The organism is Enterobacter cloacae complex sp. IR5459 (assembly GCF_049238005.1).
GTDB lineage: Bacteria > Pseudomonadota > Gammaproteobacteria > Enterobacterales > Enterobacteriaceae > Enterobacter > Enterobacter hormaechei_C.
This window is the reverse complement of the sequence record NZ_JBMKIG010000018.1, coordinates 19615-35574: the sequence shown is the minus strand read 5'-3', so window position 1 is coordinate 35574 and position 15960 is coordinate 19615. Positions and strand designations below refer to the sequence as shown.

Sequence of the window (15960 nt, the reverse complement as noted above, 5' to 3'; positions counted from 1 at the left end):
AGTCGCTGTCGTTCTCAAAATCGGTGGAGCTGCATGACAAAGTCATCGGGCATTATCTGAACATAAAACACTATCAATAAGTTGGAGTCATTACCGAATTTAGGTAATGTCTGGTTTTTGTATCTTATGTTATGTTTTGCGCTAAATTTAACAGTAGCATTATCCACCTTTACGCCTGTTAAGTTATGTTTTTTTAAAACCTCCAACGCTCTTTCTGAAATCAAATATCCAAAATCATCAAAGTAAACTATATCATCTCTTGATAAAACATCTATTACATAGATTGCTTCATTTGGTTTTGGAAAGCTAACAGAACCAGAACGGAAGGGTTTAAAGTAAAAGTAATCTGTTCCTTTGTTTTTTGACATAAAACCCTCCTGAATCTTTATTTAAAGCTTAGTGAACGTAAGTTTTTCATGTTTTCCTCATACACTGGCTGCATGTCAATTTCCATTCTGGTATAAGCTTCATTAGCAAACTCTTTTATCTTCTTTTTAAAATCTTCATGCTGATCTGGTTTCAGATTATCAAAATAAGCCATATTGATAGTTTCAGTTTTGAAATCACTATCTTTATCCTTGCTCTTCATTTTTAAAGATAAATAGTCTGTAATATCGCCTGTTTGATATGAAGCATGTAAATGCTCCACTTCATAAACATAATCCTTACCTTTTATCTTTGTATCAAGAGAAAACACTATATCGCTTGTTATTGCCAGTTTCTTTTCATTATTCATAAAATCACCTCTTTAAGTTTTTCTGTTTTATATTTGAATACTGCGCTTGCTAAATCCTGAGCTTCCTGAATTAAGGCTTTATCTGATGTGTAAATCGAATGCTGCCAAATCACTATTGAAAGCTTACCAACTCTGTAAACTGAAACATCCTTATTCACGATATAAATATAGAACTTATATGTTTCATTGTTTTCACCTCCTTTACCTCCCTTACCTCTCGATAAAACAATCTTAACGTCATTAATTATTACTTCTTCTATTATCATTTTTTCACCTCTGTTAGTTTTTAAATGCCTCAGTTATGTAGTTATTGAAATCATATTTCTTAATCCACATATCTAAATACTCTATGTTCATCACTAATCGAACAGCCATTAAATCTTCACTACCTTCGAAAAGAATGTTGTCAGCATCGATCATATCGAACGTAGATTCTTTGATACTTCCAATATTGCTATCTGTTCTTAGTATTAACTCAATAACATTAACCAATGAACCATATTCTTTTATTAAGTTATTGTGTAGCTCTTTAAGCGTTATCTTTTCACCCCTTGTTTTATGTAGGTCTTTTAACCATTCAAAATAGTCGGTTGTATAAAACACTCTGTAATCAATAGCGGTTTCTTTATTGAAACTTCCGATAATATCTATATTCATATCTCTCTCCTTTTGTTTTGTTAATTATTTATATTTAATTATCCGACTAAAAGCAAATTTAAAAGCCGATTAATTGCTAAATATTTATAATAACCAGACAAAAGGAAGAAGTAGACCAATATTATTTTGGTTTATTTATATTTTAGCGTTATAACTGATACAGGCATTGGTCATAATACCGCATTTTCTTTTTCTTATATTTAAAATAACATCGCCTTTTATTTTGTATGCTAAATCAGTCGGTGTTAATGCTTCATACGCATCTGGAACCATTTCAAAGAAATCTTCAAATTTATCGGTGGCATGTCCTACCGCTATTAATAACTCACTTTCTGAATATCTAATGTTATACATACATTCACTTATCAACGCCTGTACCTTAAAATCATTAAGAATGAAGTGTTCTAAATCACCTCCCCCTCTGACGATAACATACAGACTTTCTTTATCCTCAATCAGTATCTCTTTAAGTAAATCCAAATCTATTTTGTTGTTATATATAATTGGATGTACTACAACCTCTTCAAATCCTATATTTAAATTATTCAATACAACATTGAAATCATTAAATCCGTCTGAAAAGCTTTTTGTTGTTATCACGCATAATCTTTTTTGAACTGTATAGGTAGGACAAAGATTATAAATCCATTTATTTTGTTCATCATTCATATTTATTAACTCTTCTAAAAGGTGTGTTTCTGTTTTCTCTTCTTTTTTATCTTCTTTTAACGCTTCCAGTAAGACGCTTAACGCACTGAGTTTTTCAGGCACTACATAGCCCGTTCCGGGTAGGGGTAGCTCCTGCAGCTGGGGTTTAGGCGCATAGATGAATCTGTTCATGAAGCTATGTTGTGATTTTCCTGTATGAACCAATACGCGCGCCCCTGTGCGGCTCTGCTGGCTTTTGTTGATGTAGACAAAGGCAATGTCCTCTGACTGACCTGATAACGTATCCTGAGCCTGTATAGCGCGTTCTGGACTGCCAGCAAGGGTAGCGATGTTCTCAAGGCTCCTGACAGCATGAGTAGCCAGATGAACTATGTTCATACAGTTGCCTATGAGCTGGTTTGTGTATGCTTGCCCAGCCTTAGCATCAAGTGAATCCACAGACTGAGAGGAAATAATGTTGATATGACCGTAGCCCCTCGATATGTCGAACCAGTTGTTATCATCCACTGACGGATCGGTATCATCTGTAAGGAACTGCTGATACTCATCTACCAGCATGAAAGTAAACTTATCTTCACCATATCCCCTTGCTGTAAGCTGGTTTATATCCTGCTGTTTTATACTGTCTATGAATGTTGCTTTAACCACCTTTAAAATGAACAATGATGAAACAGCATATTTAGAAAAAGGCACTTCCAGCACTAACGATTTTCTTTCTTTATAAATAATGTCAGCATAAGAAACTGTATGATCATTATTACAAAAATGATGGTTTAGATACGGGTCTTCATAAAAAGGTCTTAGAACGCTGTTTAATGCTGAAAACTGCCATGATCTTTGTTCTCTTTTGGTAGCTTCATCGGTATCTTTTTTGTTATTGAAAATACTAAACCCATCCGAAGCTATACGCCTTTTTATCTTTTCTGACATCTGTTCTGAACAGTTGTTTTTCATTGCCTGTAAATCATCCGGGTTAGTTATTAGGTAATAGAGATCTGCAAGGGTAGGATTAATATCAAACTCTTTAACTAACTCATACACTAAAACGGTGTCTTCTATCCCGTTTGAACCCCAATATTTATCTAAGTTTCCACGAACTGAACTAACACCATAGTTTAAAAATGCTTTTAGCTTTTCCGGTTCGATACCAGATATTAAATTAAATCTGGAACAATCTTCTTTAACACCAAGAATATATATTTTATCGCTTTTCATTTCCTCATTAATCTGACGTGCTAATTTGGTGTAATCCCCTTTCACGTCAAGTATCAATCCTGAACAGTGATTTTTAATCAGATTGTAAACAGCAGGGAAACATACGCCCGTTGTCTTACCTGTTCCTGTTCCACCAAACACGGCTATATTTGTTGTTGCTGTTTTAAAGTCTATTTGTATTTCATCATTTAAATGTGCTTTCCTGAAAGAAAGTAATGGCTCTTTATCTAACATAAAAATCTCCTTTTTATTTTGTCGTTCCTTTCAATTATTAAATTTGCCGATTAATGTCAAATTTAAAACGCATTAAATATATGAACGGCCTACGTGTTCCTTTTATTTGATACTTATGTTGTTTTAAAATGATTGATACCACATGGTTAAAATGTTATGTTCGCCGGGTAAACGATTTTAAAGAGGATTTTTTGATGAGTCTTTCAACACTGAACAACATTCGTACCATTAGAAAAGAAGCGCGTGAAATCAGCTTTGAGATCTTTGAAGAGATTTTAGAGAAGATGAAAAAGGTTCATGAAGAACTGTTAGCTGACCAGCTTGAAATCGAAGAAAAACGCGCTAAGAAGCTTGCACTCATGGAACAGTTCAGAGAGATGTTAGCTGCTGAGGGTATTGAAGGTATCAGCATTTCCGAGATCGCTGATGGTGTAGCCGCTCCTGCTGCTAAATCTGGTAAAGGTAAAGGCGCTAAAGGTGATAAGCGTGGCGCTGTTGAGCGCAAGTATGCTTATAAAGATGAAAACGGAAAAGAAGTGTTATGGTCGGGTCGTGGTCGTCTGCCGAAGCCTGTCGAAGAAGCTATGAAGAAAGGCGCTAAAAAAGAAGACTTCTTGATCAAGAAAGAAGATTAAAAGCATTACCAACACCAGAAAAAAACCAAGCCCCTGAAAAGGGGCTTTTATTTTGGAATGTTTCATTTATTCAGGCTTTTTAGTTCCTTTTGCTTCATTTATACAGTTAACTAACTTATATGCTTCTTTCCATGATAACAATGAAGTTAAAGCCATTAAACCACCGCCAATTATGTAAAAGCTATTTAATCCTGTTTTTGGTAATACATTCACTGTTAGCATGAGTAATGAGATACTTGATAAATATAATATTGCTATTAATGTCCATGCTTCTTTTTTCATTTGTCTGATACTTTTTTGAATAATCATAAATTAATCCTCATATTTATTTGTCGTAAAAATATACTGTTATTGGTCTTCCACCATACCCATCATCATTACTGCTACACGCATTTGCTAAAGTTGCCATATCAAGATCCTGATTTGCTTCTGTGTTCTTAACTTCTCTTGAACCTACAACTATTTTGAAAAAACTTGCTCCAGCCTGAGACACAAACTTAGGACAAGAATCAACTGAAACGTTTTCAAAACCGATATAAAAGCTTCCATCATAATAAGGCTCTATAAGAACGTTAGCTCCCCAGCTATCCCAAATTAAGTTATCATCAACAATATCTTCTGGAACAATCTTAGATTTGATTACAGCGTCAACTGATAACCCGGTGTAATCTGCTTGCCCCGCGTAGAGATTTTTTATCCCTGCGTTTAAAGTTCCTAATATTTTTATGTCGCTATCTATCTTCTGACCAGAACTAATTTTTGGATAGATCATAAAGACACCAACTATCAACGCTGCGATAATCCCGAAAACCAATAATAACTCTAATAATGAAAACCCTTTTTTCTTTCTCTTTGTCATGTTGAACATATCAGCCACCTCTTATATTATTGACGCAAAAATAATGGTGGAGTTATCTTCTGAAAAACACGCTGCTGATGTTGCCGCTATATCAATGTTCTTCCCTTCTTCAAGGTTCTTAACCTGCGTACCGCCGTTGCCGTTGTAAACGTCTATGCTCACAAAGTTTCCTGATACTGCGGCTATCAACTTTGAACAGTCAGAAGCAGGAACAGCATCATAGATAATGTTGTATTTGCCGTGATTTCCACTGTATTCAACCGACACGTTGCCTTTCCATTCATTGATAAGCTTTCCGTCCTGAATCATGTTCTCCGGTGCGTTCTTAGACGCAATGAAGCTATCAGTGTTAATGCTTGAGATCTTCGCTCTGCCGCCATATAGAGACTTAACCCCGGCCTGTATAGCTGTTAGGTTCCTGCTCTCTCTGTCGATACGCTGTGAAGCCTGAACTTTAGGAAATATCATAAAAGCCGCTACTATCAACGCTGCGATAGCACCAAGAACTAATAACAACTCTAAAAGTGAAAACCCTTTTTTACTCTTTCTGTCTTTTAATAATCTAAAACTATTTATCATAATCATTCTCCTTTGTAATTTTTCTGTTTCTCCTATTCAATTTAGGATTATATATTAGATATTTAATTAACCGATTAATGTCAAATTTTAACAAGGTATATTTTAATAATTGTCATTTAATCGGATAAGCGGAAGATGTAGAACTTTTATTTTAATGCCTCAAATAAAACAAAACCCCATTTAAGGGGCTTTTATTCATGGTTTAACATATCTTCAATTCTTTCTTCTAACAGAAAGCGTTTTAATTCGTCCTCTGTCATTTCTTCCCTGTTCGATAACCTAACTAAAGTCTCAGTCATTTTGTTTATTTTTCGGAAATTGAATATATAAACGATAAAACATTCTATTTTTTCAATCATTGTTATCCATTTGTCCTTTCTTAAAACCCTTAGAAAATCCTTCAGAAAAACCTTCCTTTATTAAACCTCGTTCTTTTTCTTCCTTCTTTTTCTTCATTGATTTAAATGCGCCATAAGTTAGGAATGTAATCACTTCCAATAACAACATAACCGATAGTGTATAATAGATAGCATCAGTGCTGCTTATTTTATTAAGTAGAGCATTTAACGTAGGAATTCTATCTGACATTATCAATGTTCCTTTGGCAAAAAAAACTATAATCCCATAACATATTAACTTGTAATACATTATCTCTTGTAATACGTTTTCTTTCATATTTCTATTTTCATTTTTCATATACCACCTCTCTTTTTTGTTTTTTCTGATTTCCATAAACAACACCACCTTCTTTTAAAAACTCTCTTATAAATTCAGCCCATGTTTCAGCTTCCTTTTCTCTTGTTTGTTCTCCCATACCTATCTCCTTTGTTAAATACTCCAGTGTATATCTGCTTTAAAATTCTCTTTTGGTTCGTTCACGTAAGCTTTAAACGCTATAACAGTCAGTGCCTGATTGATGTAGCCCGATAAGCGATATGTAGCCTTAACCTGATTAAAACCATGCTGAACAGCATCAGGAATGATTTTGCGTCTTCCTAAGCGTTCTATCAGTGCTAATATTGCCTCTGCTCTCTGCCCTTCTATCAATGCTGCTTTTGCTATGAACTCATTACCATTGTGTAAACCTAAACGCTTCAACTCTCTTGTTATGTCTTTTTTCATTTTTGAACCCTCAATGTTTTAAACAATTTTTTGAAAATATTCATTACTATTGGACATAATCCTGTAAGTGTTAAATATAAACTACCGCAGAAAAGTAAAAATATGTACCCTATATTTTCCTTTAAACTATCTTCTGACATGAATGAAAATGTTATATAGCATATCGACATCATAATAAAACCAACCATTACAGCTATAATATTCATATATCGCAATCTATTTAATACTAATGGTTTTTTTATCATTTACACCTCCTTTTAAAAATCATATATGTTTTTCATTTCTGAAATCTTTTTGCTTAAAGCTTCCTTCACATCTTTATCTGCAAGTTGTTTTATTGGCTTAATCAATACAGGCTCTGGTATTAAACCCGCTCTTGTTAGAATTTTATTTTGTGTTTTTAATTTATTTATCATTTTGACCTCCCTAAAAATATTTCCTTTCCACTTTTTAAGTGTTCAGCTTTCAAATCAGATATATATATTTCTGCTCTCTCCGTTGTTCCTCTCATGCTCATCAAAAATGTGAGATGAAGAAACCAAATGAAGAACAATGCAAATTTCGAACTTATTGTCATGAATGTAATTGCTGCACCTAATGCCGACACGTATTCACATATAATGCTTTCAGGGAATATCAGTGTCATAGGTAGCATTAATAGACCTGCTATAAATACCTTACCTACAGTTATTTCATTTAAGGTGTTTTTGATTTTGTTTATCATAATGGTTATCCTTTTGTTTGTTTATATTAAAAGAATTAACGCATCTTCCGACTAAAAGCAAATTAAATGAGAAAAATGTTTCTTTTAATTTAAAATATCAGGATAAAAGGAGTAGGTAGGATGTTTATTTGTGAGAAGTGATTAAAGAACTCAGCTCTGTTAGTTCTTCATCTGATAATAAATGCTTATAAAATATGTTTTGGTAAAACGAAAGAACAGCTTTATGAGAGATTTTATTTTGATAACTGATAAGTAATCTTACGATGAGAATTGAGGGGGTGTTTGAAGTGCGGTTATAGAAGGAATCAAAGTATTCAAGCAAGTAATCATGTTTGATAGTTTTAAAATCAACATCAGCATCAGAACATGCTTTTATCACTGCCTGTATTTCATTTGATGAGCCAGATCTGACGGTGTGAAACAACTTATCAGCAAGGCGCTTTTTATGTTGTTCTCGTCTTTTAACATCGTCCAAATATTCTTGTAGGCTTGAGTATTTCATCTATGTTTCTTCATGACATATTTATTTTAATGAAGGAGGTGAAACCCTCCTTCATCACTAAGAACTAAGCTTGTGCGTTCTTTATTAACTCATAAATCTCATCATTAGCAAATTGAGTCATGAATTCAACCTTGATTGTTTTGCTTATTTGATTAAACAATGCCTGAGCATGTGCTATTTTGCGTTGTTCTTCAAGCCGCAAGCTATCTTTTCCATCTACATTTTTGGTTTCAATTATAAAGTTTAAGTAATCACCGTCTGTTGTTTTGACAACATATGCAAAGTCAGGGGAGTACGTGTATCCACCTGCTACCGGGATCTTAATGGAGTTCTTCGGTATCTTTGTAAAAACAGCTACAGACTGGATCTCTCCATCTGTGATGTTGAGTCGTTCAAGCTCTGAGTCGTAAAAGACTTCTTCAAAAAGATAAGAATCTAACGGTGGCTTCGTATTATCATGTAATACACCAAGATCACTCGACAAAACCTCGTTTAGAGGACTTCCTTCTTCATTAGTGAACTTTGTAGGATGAATCGAACCTGAAATAATATTATATCCAAGACTGAATTTGTTAAACGAATTGTTAAGCAGATATTTACTAAACCCAGATTTAATTTTTCTGATTGTCTGAATGTTCAGGTAGTCAGTGATATTTATAGTATCTTTTATATCACAAAATACCTTATGCAAAGTATCATGTTTAGCAAACATGGTTTGTGATAAGTTATCAAGAAATTCTCGATAACTCATTGTGTTGAGTTTAGCAAAGTTATCATCATCACTTATAATGCTTTTCGACATCGCCGTATCATTATGGATGTAAATCCTATCTATGCGAGTATGAACGCCTGATTTAGTAAATCTATCTGCTTCTTCAAGCATGAATGATTTGAAAATGGATAAAAACTCATGCTCGCTGTTTATTTTGTACTCAATAACTGCTTTCTGATTGATCAGGTCCCAAAGTTCTTTCAGTTCAGTGAACTTGCCAATACGCATTTTAGTGCGTTTTTTCCCATCAGTGGCTTTTTTGATTTTGCTTGGTTTCAACCCAGTAGGGAATGCCGCTGGATATTTGGCTTTTAAGCGACTATAGGCATCAGAATCTTTAAAGTTGTCATTATCATCAATGATTTTATCATCAAAAACTTCATTCATGAGTGTTCTGGATGAAAGATCAGGATACTGAGAAAGAATTTTATCCTTAAGTTCTTGAGTAAACTTACTTGGAACCGTTTCTTTGAAGGAGCTATCGTTGACCTCTTTGACAAGCGAATCGACAAAATCCTTTTCCGTAAAATCAACATAATAGTTCAAAGTAAAATTGCGATCTTTAACACGGCACATGTATTCATTCACTGGAAGACGTAAACCACGCCCTACCTCTTGAAGTTTAGATGTTGTGCTACCACTCGAACGGAGCTTACAAATCTGGAATACGTTAGGGTTATCCCATCCCTCACGCAACGTCCATTTAGAGAAAATGAAACGGCGAGGATTCTCTAACGACAATAGAAGCTCTTTGTCATGAAGAATTTCGTTGATTTCCTGCTCAATTTTATCATCTTTATCGCTGTTATCTTTTGAAAAATAGCCACCATGAACAGAAGATACATCCTGAACAGTTTTTTCAAGGTAGTTTCTATAAAATTCGTCTTTTTCTGTTTTTAACAGTTTATTAGCTTCTGCCAAAACATATTCTTCAAACTTGGTTTTCAGGCTTCCGGCAATATCATTACCATCACGATAGCCTTCAATATCATCAATGAAGAAAAGAGTCAGCGGTTTTATACGTGGTCTTTGTGTCAGATACTCTTTTTCTAACTTAAAGTGTTCTTTGACAGCTTTAAGCATCATGTTATCAGCAAGCGTCTGATCGTAAGAGTAGGGGTTAATTGAACTACCAATTTTTAGTTCAATACCATTACTCAATACAGCAGTGCTCTTGTTTAAGGCATCCAGTGTTAAATCATGGATCGCACTATGCGTTTTAGATAGTGATTCACCTTTGGCTAACTTGAATTTTTTTCTATTACCATTTTCGTTTAGTTCAAAAGTGGCCTCTTTTCCGTCAGATTTAACAAATTTAAGATTAGCACTACCATCACCAACAATATCTTCAATGTAAGCATCAATCCCTTTAACAAGATCTTCATTAAATGCATCTACGGCTGTAAGACGATAAACTAAGTTCTTATAGCCTTCACTAAAGGTTGCGCCATAACGAATAATATATTGAGCATTAAATTTTTCAATATTTTCCCATGTTTTTTTAGCTGTCGGGAACTTATGAGGTTCATCAATAATAATGAATGGTTTAACCGCACTAAGAGCAGAAAATGGCGTATCAAACTGATTATCAAGCAAACCCACATCATAAGTGTCAGTTAACGACTTAGAGTTAATCATCCCTGAGTTGATTACAAGGACGTGTATATATTTCTTGTTAAAATTACTTGCTTCAACAAAATCATGGATAGCTTGAGGCATATACGATTTTGTATTTTTACCCGAACTTTTCTGGCTTTCAACAACGTAAGTCTTTAGTTCACGCTCGTAATCGTCTCTAAAGTGTTCTTTTAAAGCATCGCTTTTTAAAAAGTTAACTGTTCCAGCTTTGATAGATAGGGTAGGAACAATGATGATAAACTTGTTAATACCAAATGATTTGTTCAGGTCAAAAATGGTTTTGGTGTAAGTATAAGTTTTACCTGTACCTGTCTCCATAGAAACATCAATTACGTTGCTTTTAGAATCGTAATTATCTTTTGAATGCTCAATACCATTGAACTCCTGAACATTTTTTATGTTGTTGTAGTATTGTTGTTCAGATAGATTCAGTTCTGGATTAGCTAACAGGCGAATAGCAACATGATCCGTCTGATGAGGTATGGCGGATACAAAGACATTCATCACCGAATCAACGCCAGCCTTTTGATGAGGTAAATTCTTTTCGAATGTGAATCCTTTAGACATGATTAGTTCCTTACCACCAAATCTAAATCAATAGATTTTTTATTAGCATAACTTTTTAGTGCTTCATTGAGTTCCATCTGTTTCGCACTTTCGAAGTTGCTGCCATAAAATACAACTTTGTTAGGGGCAAAGTCTTTGTCTGCATCCAGCTTTTGAAGTAAAGCTTTCAGTGCTTCACTGGTGAAGTTAGGCGCAATAAGATACAGACGACCATCGCATAAATGCGCTTTATAGCCATTAAGATCAACATCTTCAATTGATGTTGTTAGCAAGCTGCCATCATACAGGCACCATGTAGTCAATAGGGTGTCATACTGTTCAGGAGTCAGCACAACATCATCAAAGAAGGTATGGTTCGATAACGTAAGCTCTGACTCATCTTTTGTACGAAAATCATTGACTGTTTCAAATATTTTGAAGCCAAGATCACTTTCACAGCCAATTTTTTCTTTTATTATACTTTTTCGACATTCTGTCAGTCTATTTTTTGTTATATCAAAAATTGATGTGTATCCGTTTTTAAATGCCTCACTGCCGTCAGCTATTTTTTCATCTATCTGTATATTAATGAAATTTCGATTGCCATTATCTAAAGAGTTTAATTCCATTATAGCATGACCAGTAGTTCCCGATCCCGCAAAAAAATCCATAACTATAGCATTTGGATCTCTTAAAGAAACACATAGTTTTTCAATAAGTTTTTTTGGTTTTGGAAAAGACATTAGTCCTTTATTCCCTAATGTGATCCTAAGCTCTTCTTCCCCATCTTCATTGGACCCCCACCCATCACTAAAAAGGTTATCTATGTTAATAGATTTGAAGCTGCTTTCTGTGTCGTCACCAACTCTAGGCAATAGATCTTTCAAAGTTTTATATCTCGGCTCGTCAACAATCCTTCTTAGATATAAGTCCTGAGTTATATATAACTCACCGTTATTAGCATACTCAGTCATAGCATCTTGTTTATAACGCCAGTTCCCTTCAATCTTAAGATCCTCTGCAAGTTTAGAGTCTTTAATAATAAGATCAGTATGTAATACAAGGTCCATAGTTGACGCTGAGATAACAGAACCCTTTTTCATAAAGTAATTGCTTTCTCTATATTTAGATACTATGCCTTTAGGAATGGTTCTGATTTCTCTCTTATTGCTTGCATTAACACATGGATAAGTCTCGGTAGAGTGATTAATCTCACCAATTAAGCCATTGAACTTTTCTTTTTCTTTAGAATACACGTATATATATTCTTTAACACTGCTTATTGTGTTGGAAAGGAATGTTCCTTTTTTCTTTTTTTCCCAAACCAATTGAGATATAAAGTTCTGCTCACCAAAAACCTCATCGCACATTAATTTCAATTGTGCTGATTCATTATCATCAATTGAAATAAATATTACTCCATCTTCTTTTAAAAATTGTTTAGCTACATATAAACGAGGATACATGAATGTCAGCCATGCACTATGGCTACTTGAACCTTTTACAGTAAAATCGAGGATACGTGTAGCTTCATCAAGCTCGATACCTGCAAGTTCAGAAAGCTGTTCAGGCGTGAACTTGCGATCATCGTTATAAACGAAACCATCCGAACCCGTGTTATATGGTGGGTCAATATAAATCATTTTTACCTTTTCAGAATAAGCATTAACCATATGCTTCAATACTTCGAGGTTATCCCCTTTGATTAACAGATTCTGACTGTTTTTGTTCTCTTCACGTTGGTTATGGTCTTTATCTTCTGTCAGCAACGTCTTCGGTGGTAGGTTAGCCAACAGCCGGGCATAAGACTTACCCAGCCAATTTAAGCTGTATGACTCTTTAGAGAGTTCAACATCCGAGGATTTGACGATCTCAAGTAGCTTCTCTTGAATGAACGCCCCGTTTTTATCAAAACACTGTGGGAAGTTAGCCTTTAACACAGCAAGCTGCTTGCTGTTAGCTGTTTCTACTTCTGAAAAAAGCGTTTCTTTTTGCATATCCATGTTAAACCTGATTATTTATCGTTCGATTTGGTGGTGTTTTTGATTGAAGCTTCACTTAGACCTATCCGTAGTAGTTCTGCAGCAGCACCATCTATGCTTTTGAAGACTCGTGCTTCGTATGGATGTCTTGAGCTACATAAGACTAATGGCTTACCTTCCCACTCTGAACCATCAAAAATCACGGTATACTCGCCTTTAGAGCCTTGTATTGTTGCTCTATCAAGTAGACCTGATCTGACCCTTTCCTTAGCCATTGAGCTAAGGATAAAATTTCCACCATCAAGACCTGACATCATCGTTATGACCTCGTTATGCGATACTGAAACAATATCAAATATCGCATCAACGGTAAACTTTTGCTTTTGTTACGAGGGGGATGACAAGAGCCTTGTGTTGGTTGACTGCTCCAGATACGACAAAGGGGCATACGCCCCCTTTGCTTGTCTCCCTGCTGGCCTGTCAGACCTCATAATCATCACCGAAACTTTCCCTGAGCTGTTGAACCGTGTATTCAACTCTTCTTATAGTGTCTTCATCAACTTCACCACGATAAACCTCAATCGTGTTATTTAACCATTTAATCTGAGTGATAAAGTCTTCTGACATTTCTTTAAAAAATCCTGTTTCCTCAACTTCATTATTTAACTCTTCTTCAAGACAATGAGCCTTTTCTTTAAGGTAATCTATTTCACTTTCAAGATCGTTATTAGCTTTTTCAAGAAGTCTTGTTTTATCTTCAAAAACAGCTACTGTATTTTGGTATGTTTGGATTTTATTCAGACATTGGGAAAGAGACTGCTCTAACTCCTGATTAGAACCTTCAAGTTCTATTTTTTCTTCGTTTTGGTCATAGAGTAAATCATTAAGCTCTTTTATTTTTAAGTGTAAGCTGTAGTTCTCTTTTATCAGATCTTTGTTTTCACTTTCTTCATTTCTCAACCTTTCAATTAAAATGATGTTATGCTCTTCTAAATCAGTCAACTCTTCCTGAGTTTTATCAGTGATTTCTTTTATTAATGCTTTCAACTCAACAATTTCACTTTCAAGCTCTTCTACTTTAGCTTTGCTATCATCCAAATCAAGAGCTAATTGTGTATAGTTATGGTCATGTAAAACAGCTTCGCATTCATACTTTTCATTCAAATCTCTCAAATACTTCAATTCTTGTTCCATTTGATACAAATCGTTCAAACATGAGATCTGAACATTATCAGTAAGAAATCTTTGTTCTTCTATTGATTTTAAAAGCTCTTGATACTCTTTTATTTTTGGTAAGACACCTTTTGCTTTTTGCTTTACCATTCTGTAATGCTTTATTTTCAATACAACGCTATCAAGAACAGACTTATCAAACTTATCAACTACTATGATCGCTTTAGTTTTTATGTTTGTTTTAGCTACAGCATCCTGAATCTTTTGTATCACGTTTTTTAGTTCTGTTTCTCTCACATCATCAATAGCAATAAGATCGCTGTGTTTAATGCTGAACTTAATACAGTTATAAGTAGGATTTGAATAATGTATGTGTCTTTCTTTTGCTATCTCTTTGAGTAAAGTCGATTTACCTACACCGCTAACACCAGATACAACAACAACATCACATTTATCTAAAGCTTTTTCTATTTTTTCTTTTAAGTTATTCATATATCTCTCCTTTTGTTTTAATGAATAGATATTGAATAATCAATTAAAAGAATAAAATCAAATTTAATCGGAAAATAAATTAATAAACTATATTAAAGCGGTAGGTATACCGCTTATTTTATTAGTCTTGCTTTTCATTCTACTTTACCTGAATGGATTATATGAGTTTTTGTAAATCTTCTTTCGATATGTTATCAAAATCTTCTTTCTTGAACTCTGAGATCTCCAACGGAAGAAGCTTCCTTGTATCATTGAAGATATTTTCAAGTTTATATTTCATCCTTTTATCAATGCGCATTATCTTTAAAGCTTCTTCATAGTCCATTATGAACTCATGATAACGAACCTCTTCATTTACTATATAAAATCTACATGATGATTTGTTATACTGATCAACATCCATAACAACAAAGCTCAAATCATCACTGTCCTTTACCTCAATATCTCTTTGATGAAGATAATGGATCATGAAATCTCTTATTTGTTCTTGTTGACATATTATTTCTTTAGCATCTTTTATTTCAGCAATAACTGAAACAACCCGTTTAGTTCTTAGTGTAGTTCTTTTTATTTCATATTTACTCTCTTCAAGACTACGAACCGTATAAAAATACAACCAATATGACATATTAACCTCGCTTATTTTTATTAAACCAACTATTTCTTCATTAACTATTTTCTTTCTTTTTTCATATCAATCAATCCACCATAACACGTTGCCTCTTTCTTTTTCCGATAACGTTCTATACATGTTTTCCATTATGCAATAATAAGCGCACGAAAAAGACTCTCTTAATGTATCGTCATGACTATACTTAAAACTCATTTCACTGTTAAAACATAAGTTGATAGCATAGTTTAACGTTCTTTGGTTTATGTATTCTTCATCAATGTTATTATAAGTATTGGCTAATGTAAGTCCTTTCCTAAACTCTATCTCAAAGAATGGGATCTTTGTTATTTCAGGATATTCAGGATGTTTTGTATCTATCATTTTCGGATAAATCTTTTCTAAAACATTAAAACCTTCAACATTTTCAATAATAAAACTCATAATCTCATCTCTTACTATTTCATGATATTGCATTTTAAACCTCTCTTATTTTTGATTAAACCAACTGTTTTCTTCGTTCACTATTTTCATTCTCCTTTCAATCATTGCCATTTTTAAACACACATCAGCCATGACCAATACCCTTTGATAATGCTCTTCGTTATCACACTTACGCCTGTCTATGAGTAGCCTGTTAATCTTTGGCACTTCTGCTAAACACTTTGCGAAAAGTTCCGGTGAATGCTCATGGAATGGCGTTGATAACATGCTTTCTATCGTTATATAGTTATTTCCCAAGTTGTTATTGTGAAAATCTACTGGTCTGAACTTCTTTCTACCTTTACTCATAATTAAATCCTCATTTTGATGTT

22 protein-coding genes are annotated in these 15960 nt (G+C 34.1%); 2 read left to right on the top strand and 20 right to left on the bottom strand.

Features of this window, described 5'->3' with window-relative positions; genetic code table 11:
• Positions 1–80 (top strand): IS1 family transposase (locus ACOTX4_RS24090; protein ID WP_001401901.1); only part of this gene is annotated, 80 nt, incomplete at its 5' end.
• 305 nt (positions 81–385) lie between these two features.
• Here ACOTX4_RS24090 and ACOTX4_RS24085 read toward each other — a convergent pair.
• From ACOTX4_RS24085 to ACOTX4_RS24070, 4 genes are all read right to left on the bottom strand, one after another.
• Positions 386–736 carry a hypothetical protein gene (locus ACOTX4_RS24085; RefSeq protein ID WP_181213174.1) on the bottom strand — a complete coding sequence of 117 codons (351 nt, stop codon included), beginning with the start codon at positions 734–736 and terminating at the stop codon, positions 386–388.
• Positions 733–1002 carry a hypothetical protein gene (locus ACOTX4_RS24080; RefSeq protein ID WP_024172976.1) on the bottom strand — a complete coding sequence of 90 codons (270 nt, stop codon included), beginning with the start codon at positions 1000–1002 and terminating at the stop codon, positions 733–735. The genes ACOTX4_RS24085 and ACOTX4_RS24080 overlap by 4 nt, the downstream gene beginning before the upstream one ends.
• A gap of 13 nt (positions 1003–1015) precedes the next feature.
• Entirely contained in the window at positions 1016–1393 is a 378-nt protein-coding gene (locus tag ACOTX4_RS24075) for a hypothetical protein (protein WP_094340932.1), read from the bottom strand.
• 135 nt (positions 1394–1528) lie between these two features.
• Complete coding sequence (locus ACOTX4_RS24070) at positions 1529–3511, bottom strand: helicase HerA domain-containing protein (RefSeq protein WP_421635459.1); 1983 nt, start codon at positions 3509–3511, stop codon at positions 1529–1531.
• Between the two features lie 194 nt (positions 3512–3705).
• Here ACOTX4_RS24070 and ACOTX4_RS24065 point away from each other — a divergent pair, with 194 nt between their 5' ends.
• Complete coding sequence (locus tag ACOTX4_RS24065) at positions 3706–4146, top strand: H-NS family nucleoid-associated regulatory protein (protein ID WP_421635458.1); 441 nt, start codon at positions 3706–3708, stop codon at positions 4144–4146.
• A 66-nt stretch (positions 4147–4212) separates the two neighbouring features.
• On the opposite strand, the gene ACOTX4_RS24060 is transcribed toward ACOTX4_RS24065, so the two are convergent.
• The 16 genes from ACOTX4_RS24060 to ACOTX4_RS23985 form a co-directional block, all read right to left on the bottom strand.
• A complete protein-coding gene (locus ACOTX4_RS24060) occupies positions 4213–4455 on the bottom strand; it encodes a hypothetical protein (RefSeq protein ID WP_024172961.1) in 243 nt (80 codons plus the stop codon).
• Between the two features lie 16 nt (positions 4456–4471).
• Positions 4472–5014, bottom strand: a complete 543-nt coding sequence (locus ACOTX4_RS24055; RefSeq protein WP_421635457.1) for a type 4 pilus major pilin — start codon at positions 5012–5014, stop codon at positions 4472–4474.
• 12 nt (positions 5015–5026) lie between these two features.
• Positions 5027–5584: a type 4 pilus major pilin gene (locus ACOTX4_RS24050; protein ID WP_128316310.1), complete on the bottom strand. Its 558-nt coding sequence runs from the start codon at positions 5582–5584 to the stop codon at positions 5027–5029.
• Between the two features lie 351 nt (positions 5585–5935).
• Positions 5936–6280, bottom strand: a complete 345-nt coding sequence (locus tag ACOTX4_RS24045; RefSeq protein ID WP_094322947.1) for a hypothetical protein — start codon at positions 6278–6280, stop codon at positions 5936–5938.
• Positions 6270–6398 (bottom strand): hypothetical protein, encoded by a 129-nt coding sequence (locus tag ACOTX4_RS24040; protein ID WP_257590330.1) that lies wholly within the window; start codon positions 6396–6398, stop codon positions 6270–6272. The genes ACOTX4_RS24045 and ACOTX4_RS24040 overlap by 11 nt, the downstream gene beginning before the upstream one ends.
• A 14-nt stretch (positions 6399–6412) precedes the next feature.
• On the bottom strand, positions 6413–6706 hold the full coding sequence (locus ACOTX4_RS24035; RefSeq protein ID WP_001708427.1) for a hypothetical protein: 294 nt from the start codon (positions 6704–6706) through the stop codon (positions 6413–6415).
• A gap of 257 nt (positions 6707–6963) precedes the next feature.
• Positions 6964–7122, bottom strand: coding sequence for a hypothetical protein (locus tag ACOTX4_RS24030; RefSeq protein ID WP_236924064.1), 159 nt, complete (start codon positions 7120–7122; stop codon positions 6964–6966).
• Positions 7119–7430, bottom strand: coding sequence for a hypothetical protein (locus ACOTX4_RS24025; protein ID WP_139616773.1), 312 nt, complete (start codon positions 7428–7430; stop codon positions 7119–7121). Before ACOTX4_RS24025 ends, ACOTX4_RS24030 begins: the two co-directional genes overlap by 4 nt.
• Before the next feature lie 124 nt (positions 7431–7554).
• Positions 7555–7932, bottom strand: coding sequence for a hypothetical protein (locus ACOTX4_RS24020; protein ID WP_057461708.1), 378 nt, complete (start codon positions 7930–7932; stop codon positions 7555–7557).
• A 64-nt stretch (positions 7933–7996) separates the two neighbouring features.
• Positions 7997–10909, bottom strand: a complete 2913-nt coding sequence (locus ACOTX4_RS24015; protein ID WP_421635456.1) for a type III restriction-modification system endonuclease — start codon at positions 10907–10909, stop codon at positions 7997–7999.
• A 2-nt stretch (positions 10910–10911) separates the two neighbouring features.
• A complete protein-coding gene (locus ACOTX4_RS24010; RefSeq protein ID WP_421635455.1) occupies positions 10912–12891 on the bottom strand; it encodes a site-specific DNA-methyltransferase in 1980 nt (659 codons plus the stop codon).
• An 11-nt stretch (positions 12892–12902) separates the two neighbouring features.
• Positions 12903–13187, bottom strand: coding sequence for a hypothetical protein (locus ACOTX4_RS24005; RefSeq protein ID WP_077946983.1), 285 nt, complete (start codon positions 13185–13187; stop codon positions 12903–12905).
• Positions 13188–13350: 163 nt separating this feature from the next.
• A complete protein-coding gene (locus ACOTX4_RS24000) occupies positions 13351–14535 on the bottom strand; it encodes an AAA family ATPase (protein WP_106510799.1) in 1185 nt (394 codons plus the stop codon).
• A 157-nt stretch (positions 14536–14692) separates the two neighbouring features.
• Positions 14693–15163 carry a hypothetical protein gene (locus ACOTX4_RS23995; protein ID WP_226951908.1) on the bottom strand — a complete coding sequence of 157 codons (471 nt, stop codon included), beginning with the start codon at positions 15161–15163 and terminating at the stop codon, positions 14693–14695.
• Positions 15164–15229: 66 nt separating this feature from the next.
• Positions 15230–15622: a hypothetical protein gene (locus ACOTX4_RS23990; RefSeq protein WP_095222086.1), complete on the bottom strand. Its 393-nt coding sequence runs from the start codon at positions 15620–15622 to the stop codon at positions 15230–15232.
• A gap of 12 nt (positions 15623–15634) precedes the next feature.
• The gene (locus ACOTX4_RS23985; RefSeq protein ID WP_095222083.1) at positions 15635–15937 is read right to left on the bottom strand and encodes a hypothetical protein; all 303 of its coding nucleotides are present in this window, start codon (positions 15935–15937) and stop codon (positions 15635–15637) included.
• Positions 15938–15960: the final 23 nt, after the last annotated feature.

Bases quoted from the DNA above. Each gene is read 5' to 3' on its own strand.
- ACOTX4_RS23995 (WP_226951908.1), bottom strand. From the start codon at position 15,163: ATGTCATATTGGTTGTATTTTTATACGGTTCGTAGTCTTGAAGAGAGT.
- ACOTX4_RS23985 (WP_095222083.1), bottom strand. From the start codon at position 15,937: ATGAGTAAAGGTAGAAAGAAGTTCAGACCAGTAGATTTTCACAATAAC.
- ACOTX4_RS24050 (WP_128316310.1), bottom strand. From the start codon at position 5,584: ATGATAAATAGTTTTAGATTATTAAAAGACAGAAAGAGTAAAAAAGGG.
- ACOTX4_RS24015 (WP_421635456.1), bottom strand. From the start codon at position 10,909: ATGTCTAAAGGATTCACATTCGAAAAGAATTTACCTCATCAAAAGGCT.
- ACOTX4_RS24000 (WP_106510799.1), bottom strand. From the start codon at position 14,535: ATGAATAACTTAAAAGAAAAAATAGAAAAAGCTTTAGATAAATGTGAT.
- ACOTX4_RS24080 (WP_024172976.1), bottom strand. From the start codon at position 1,002: ATGATAATAGAAGAAGTAATAATTAATGACGTTAAGATTGTTTTATCG.
- ACOTX4_RS24030 (WP_236924064.1), bottom strand. From the start codon at position 7,122: ATGATAAATAAATTAAAAACACAAAATAAAATTCTAACAAGAGCGGGT.
- ACOTX4_RS24005 (WP_077946983.1), bottom strand. From the start codon at position 13,187: ATGATGTCAGGTCTTGATGGTGGAAATTTTATCCTTAGCTCAATGGCT.
- ACOTX4_RS24020 (WP_057461708.1), bottom strand. From the start codon at position 7,932: ATGAAATACTCAAGCCTACAAGAATATTTGGACGATGTTAAAAGACGA.
- ACOTX4_RS24075 (WP_094340932.1), bottom strand. From the start codon at position 1,393: ATGAATATAGATATTATCGGAAGTTTCAATAAAGAAACCGCTATTGAT.
- ACOTX4_RS24035 (WP_001708427.1), bottom strand. From the start codon at position 6,706: ATGAAAAAAGACATAACAAGAGAGTTGAAGCGTTTAGGTTTACACAAT.
- ACOTX4_RS24070 (WP_421635459.1), bottom strand. From the start codon at position 3,511: ATGTTAGATAAAGAGCCATTACTTTCTTTCAGGAAAGCACATTTAAAT.
- ACOTX4_RS24055 (WP_421635457.1), bottom strand. From the start codon at position 5,014: ATGTTCAACATGACAAAGAGAAAGAAAAAAGGGTTTTCATTATTAGAG.
- ACOTX4_RS24045 (WP_094322947.1), bottom strand. From the start codon at position 6,280: ATGAAAAATGAAAATAGAAATATGAAAGAAAACGTATTACAAGAGATA.
- ACOTX4_RS24065 (WP_421635458.1), top strand. From the start codon at position 3,706: ATGAGTCTTTCAACACTGAACAACATTCGTACCATTAGAAAAGAAGCG.
- ACOTX4_RS23990 (WP_095222086.1), bottom strand. From the start codon at position 15,622: ATGCAATATCATGAAATAGTAAGAGATGAGATTATGAGTTTTATTATT.
- ACOTX4_RS24040 (WP_257590330.1), bottom strand. From the start codon at position 6,398: ATGGGAGAACAAACAAGAGAAAAGGAAGCTGAAACATGGGCTGAATTT.
- ACOTX4_RS24085 (WP_181213174.1), bottom strand. From the start codon at position 736: ATGAATAATGAAAAGAAACTGGCAATAACAAGCGATATAGTGTTTTCT.
- ACOTX4_RS24010 (WP_421635455.1), bottom strand. From the start codon at position 12,891: ATGGATATGCAAAAAGAAACGCTTTTTTCAGAAGTAGAAACAGCTAAC.
- ACOTX4_RS24060 (WP_024172961.1), bottom strand. From the start codon at position 4,455: ATGATTATTCAAAAAAGTATCAGACAAATGAAAAAAGAAGCATGGACA.
- ACOTX4_RS24025 (WP_139616773.1), bottom strand. From the start codon at position 7,430: ATGATAAACAAAATCAAAAACACCTTAAATGAAATAACTGTAGGTAAG.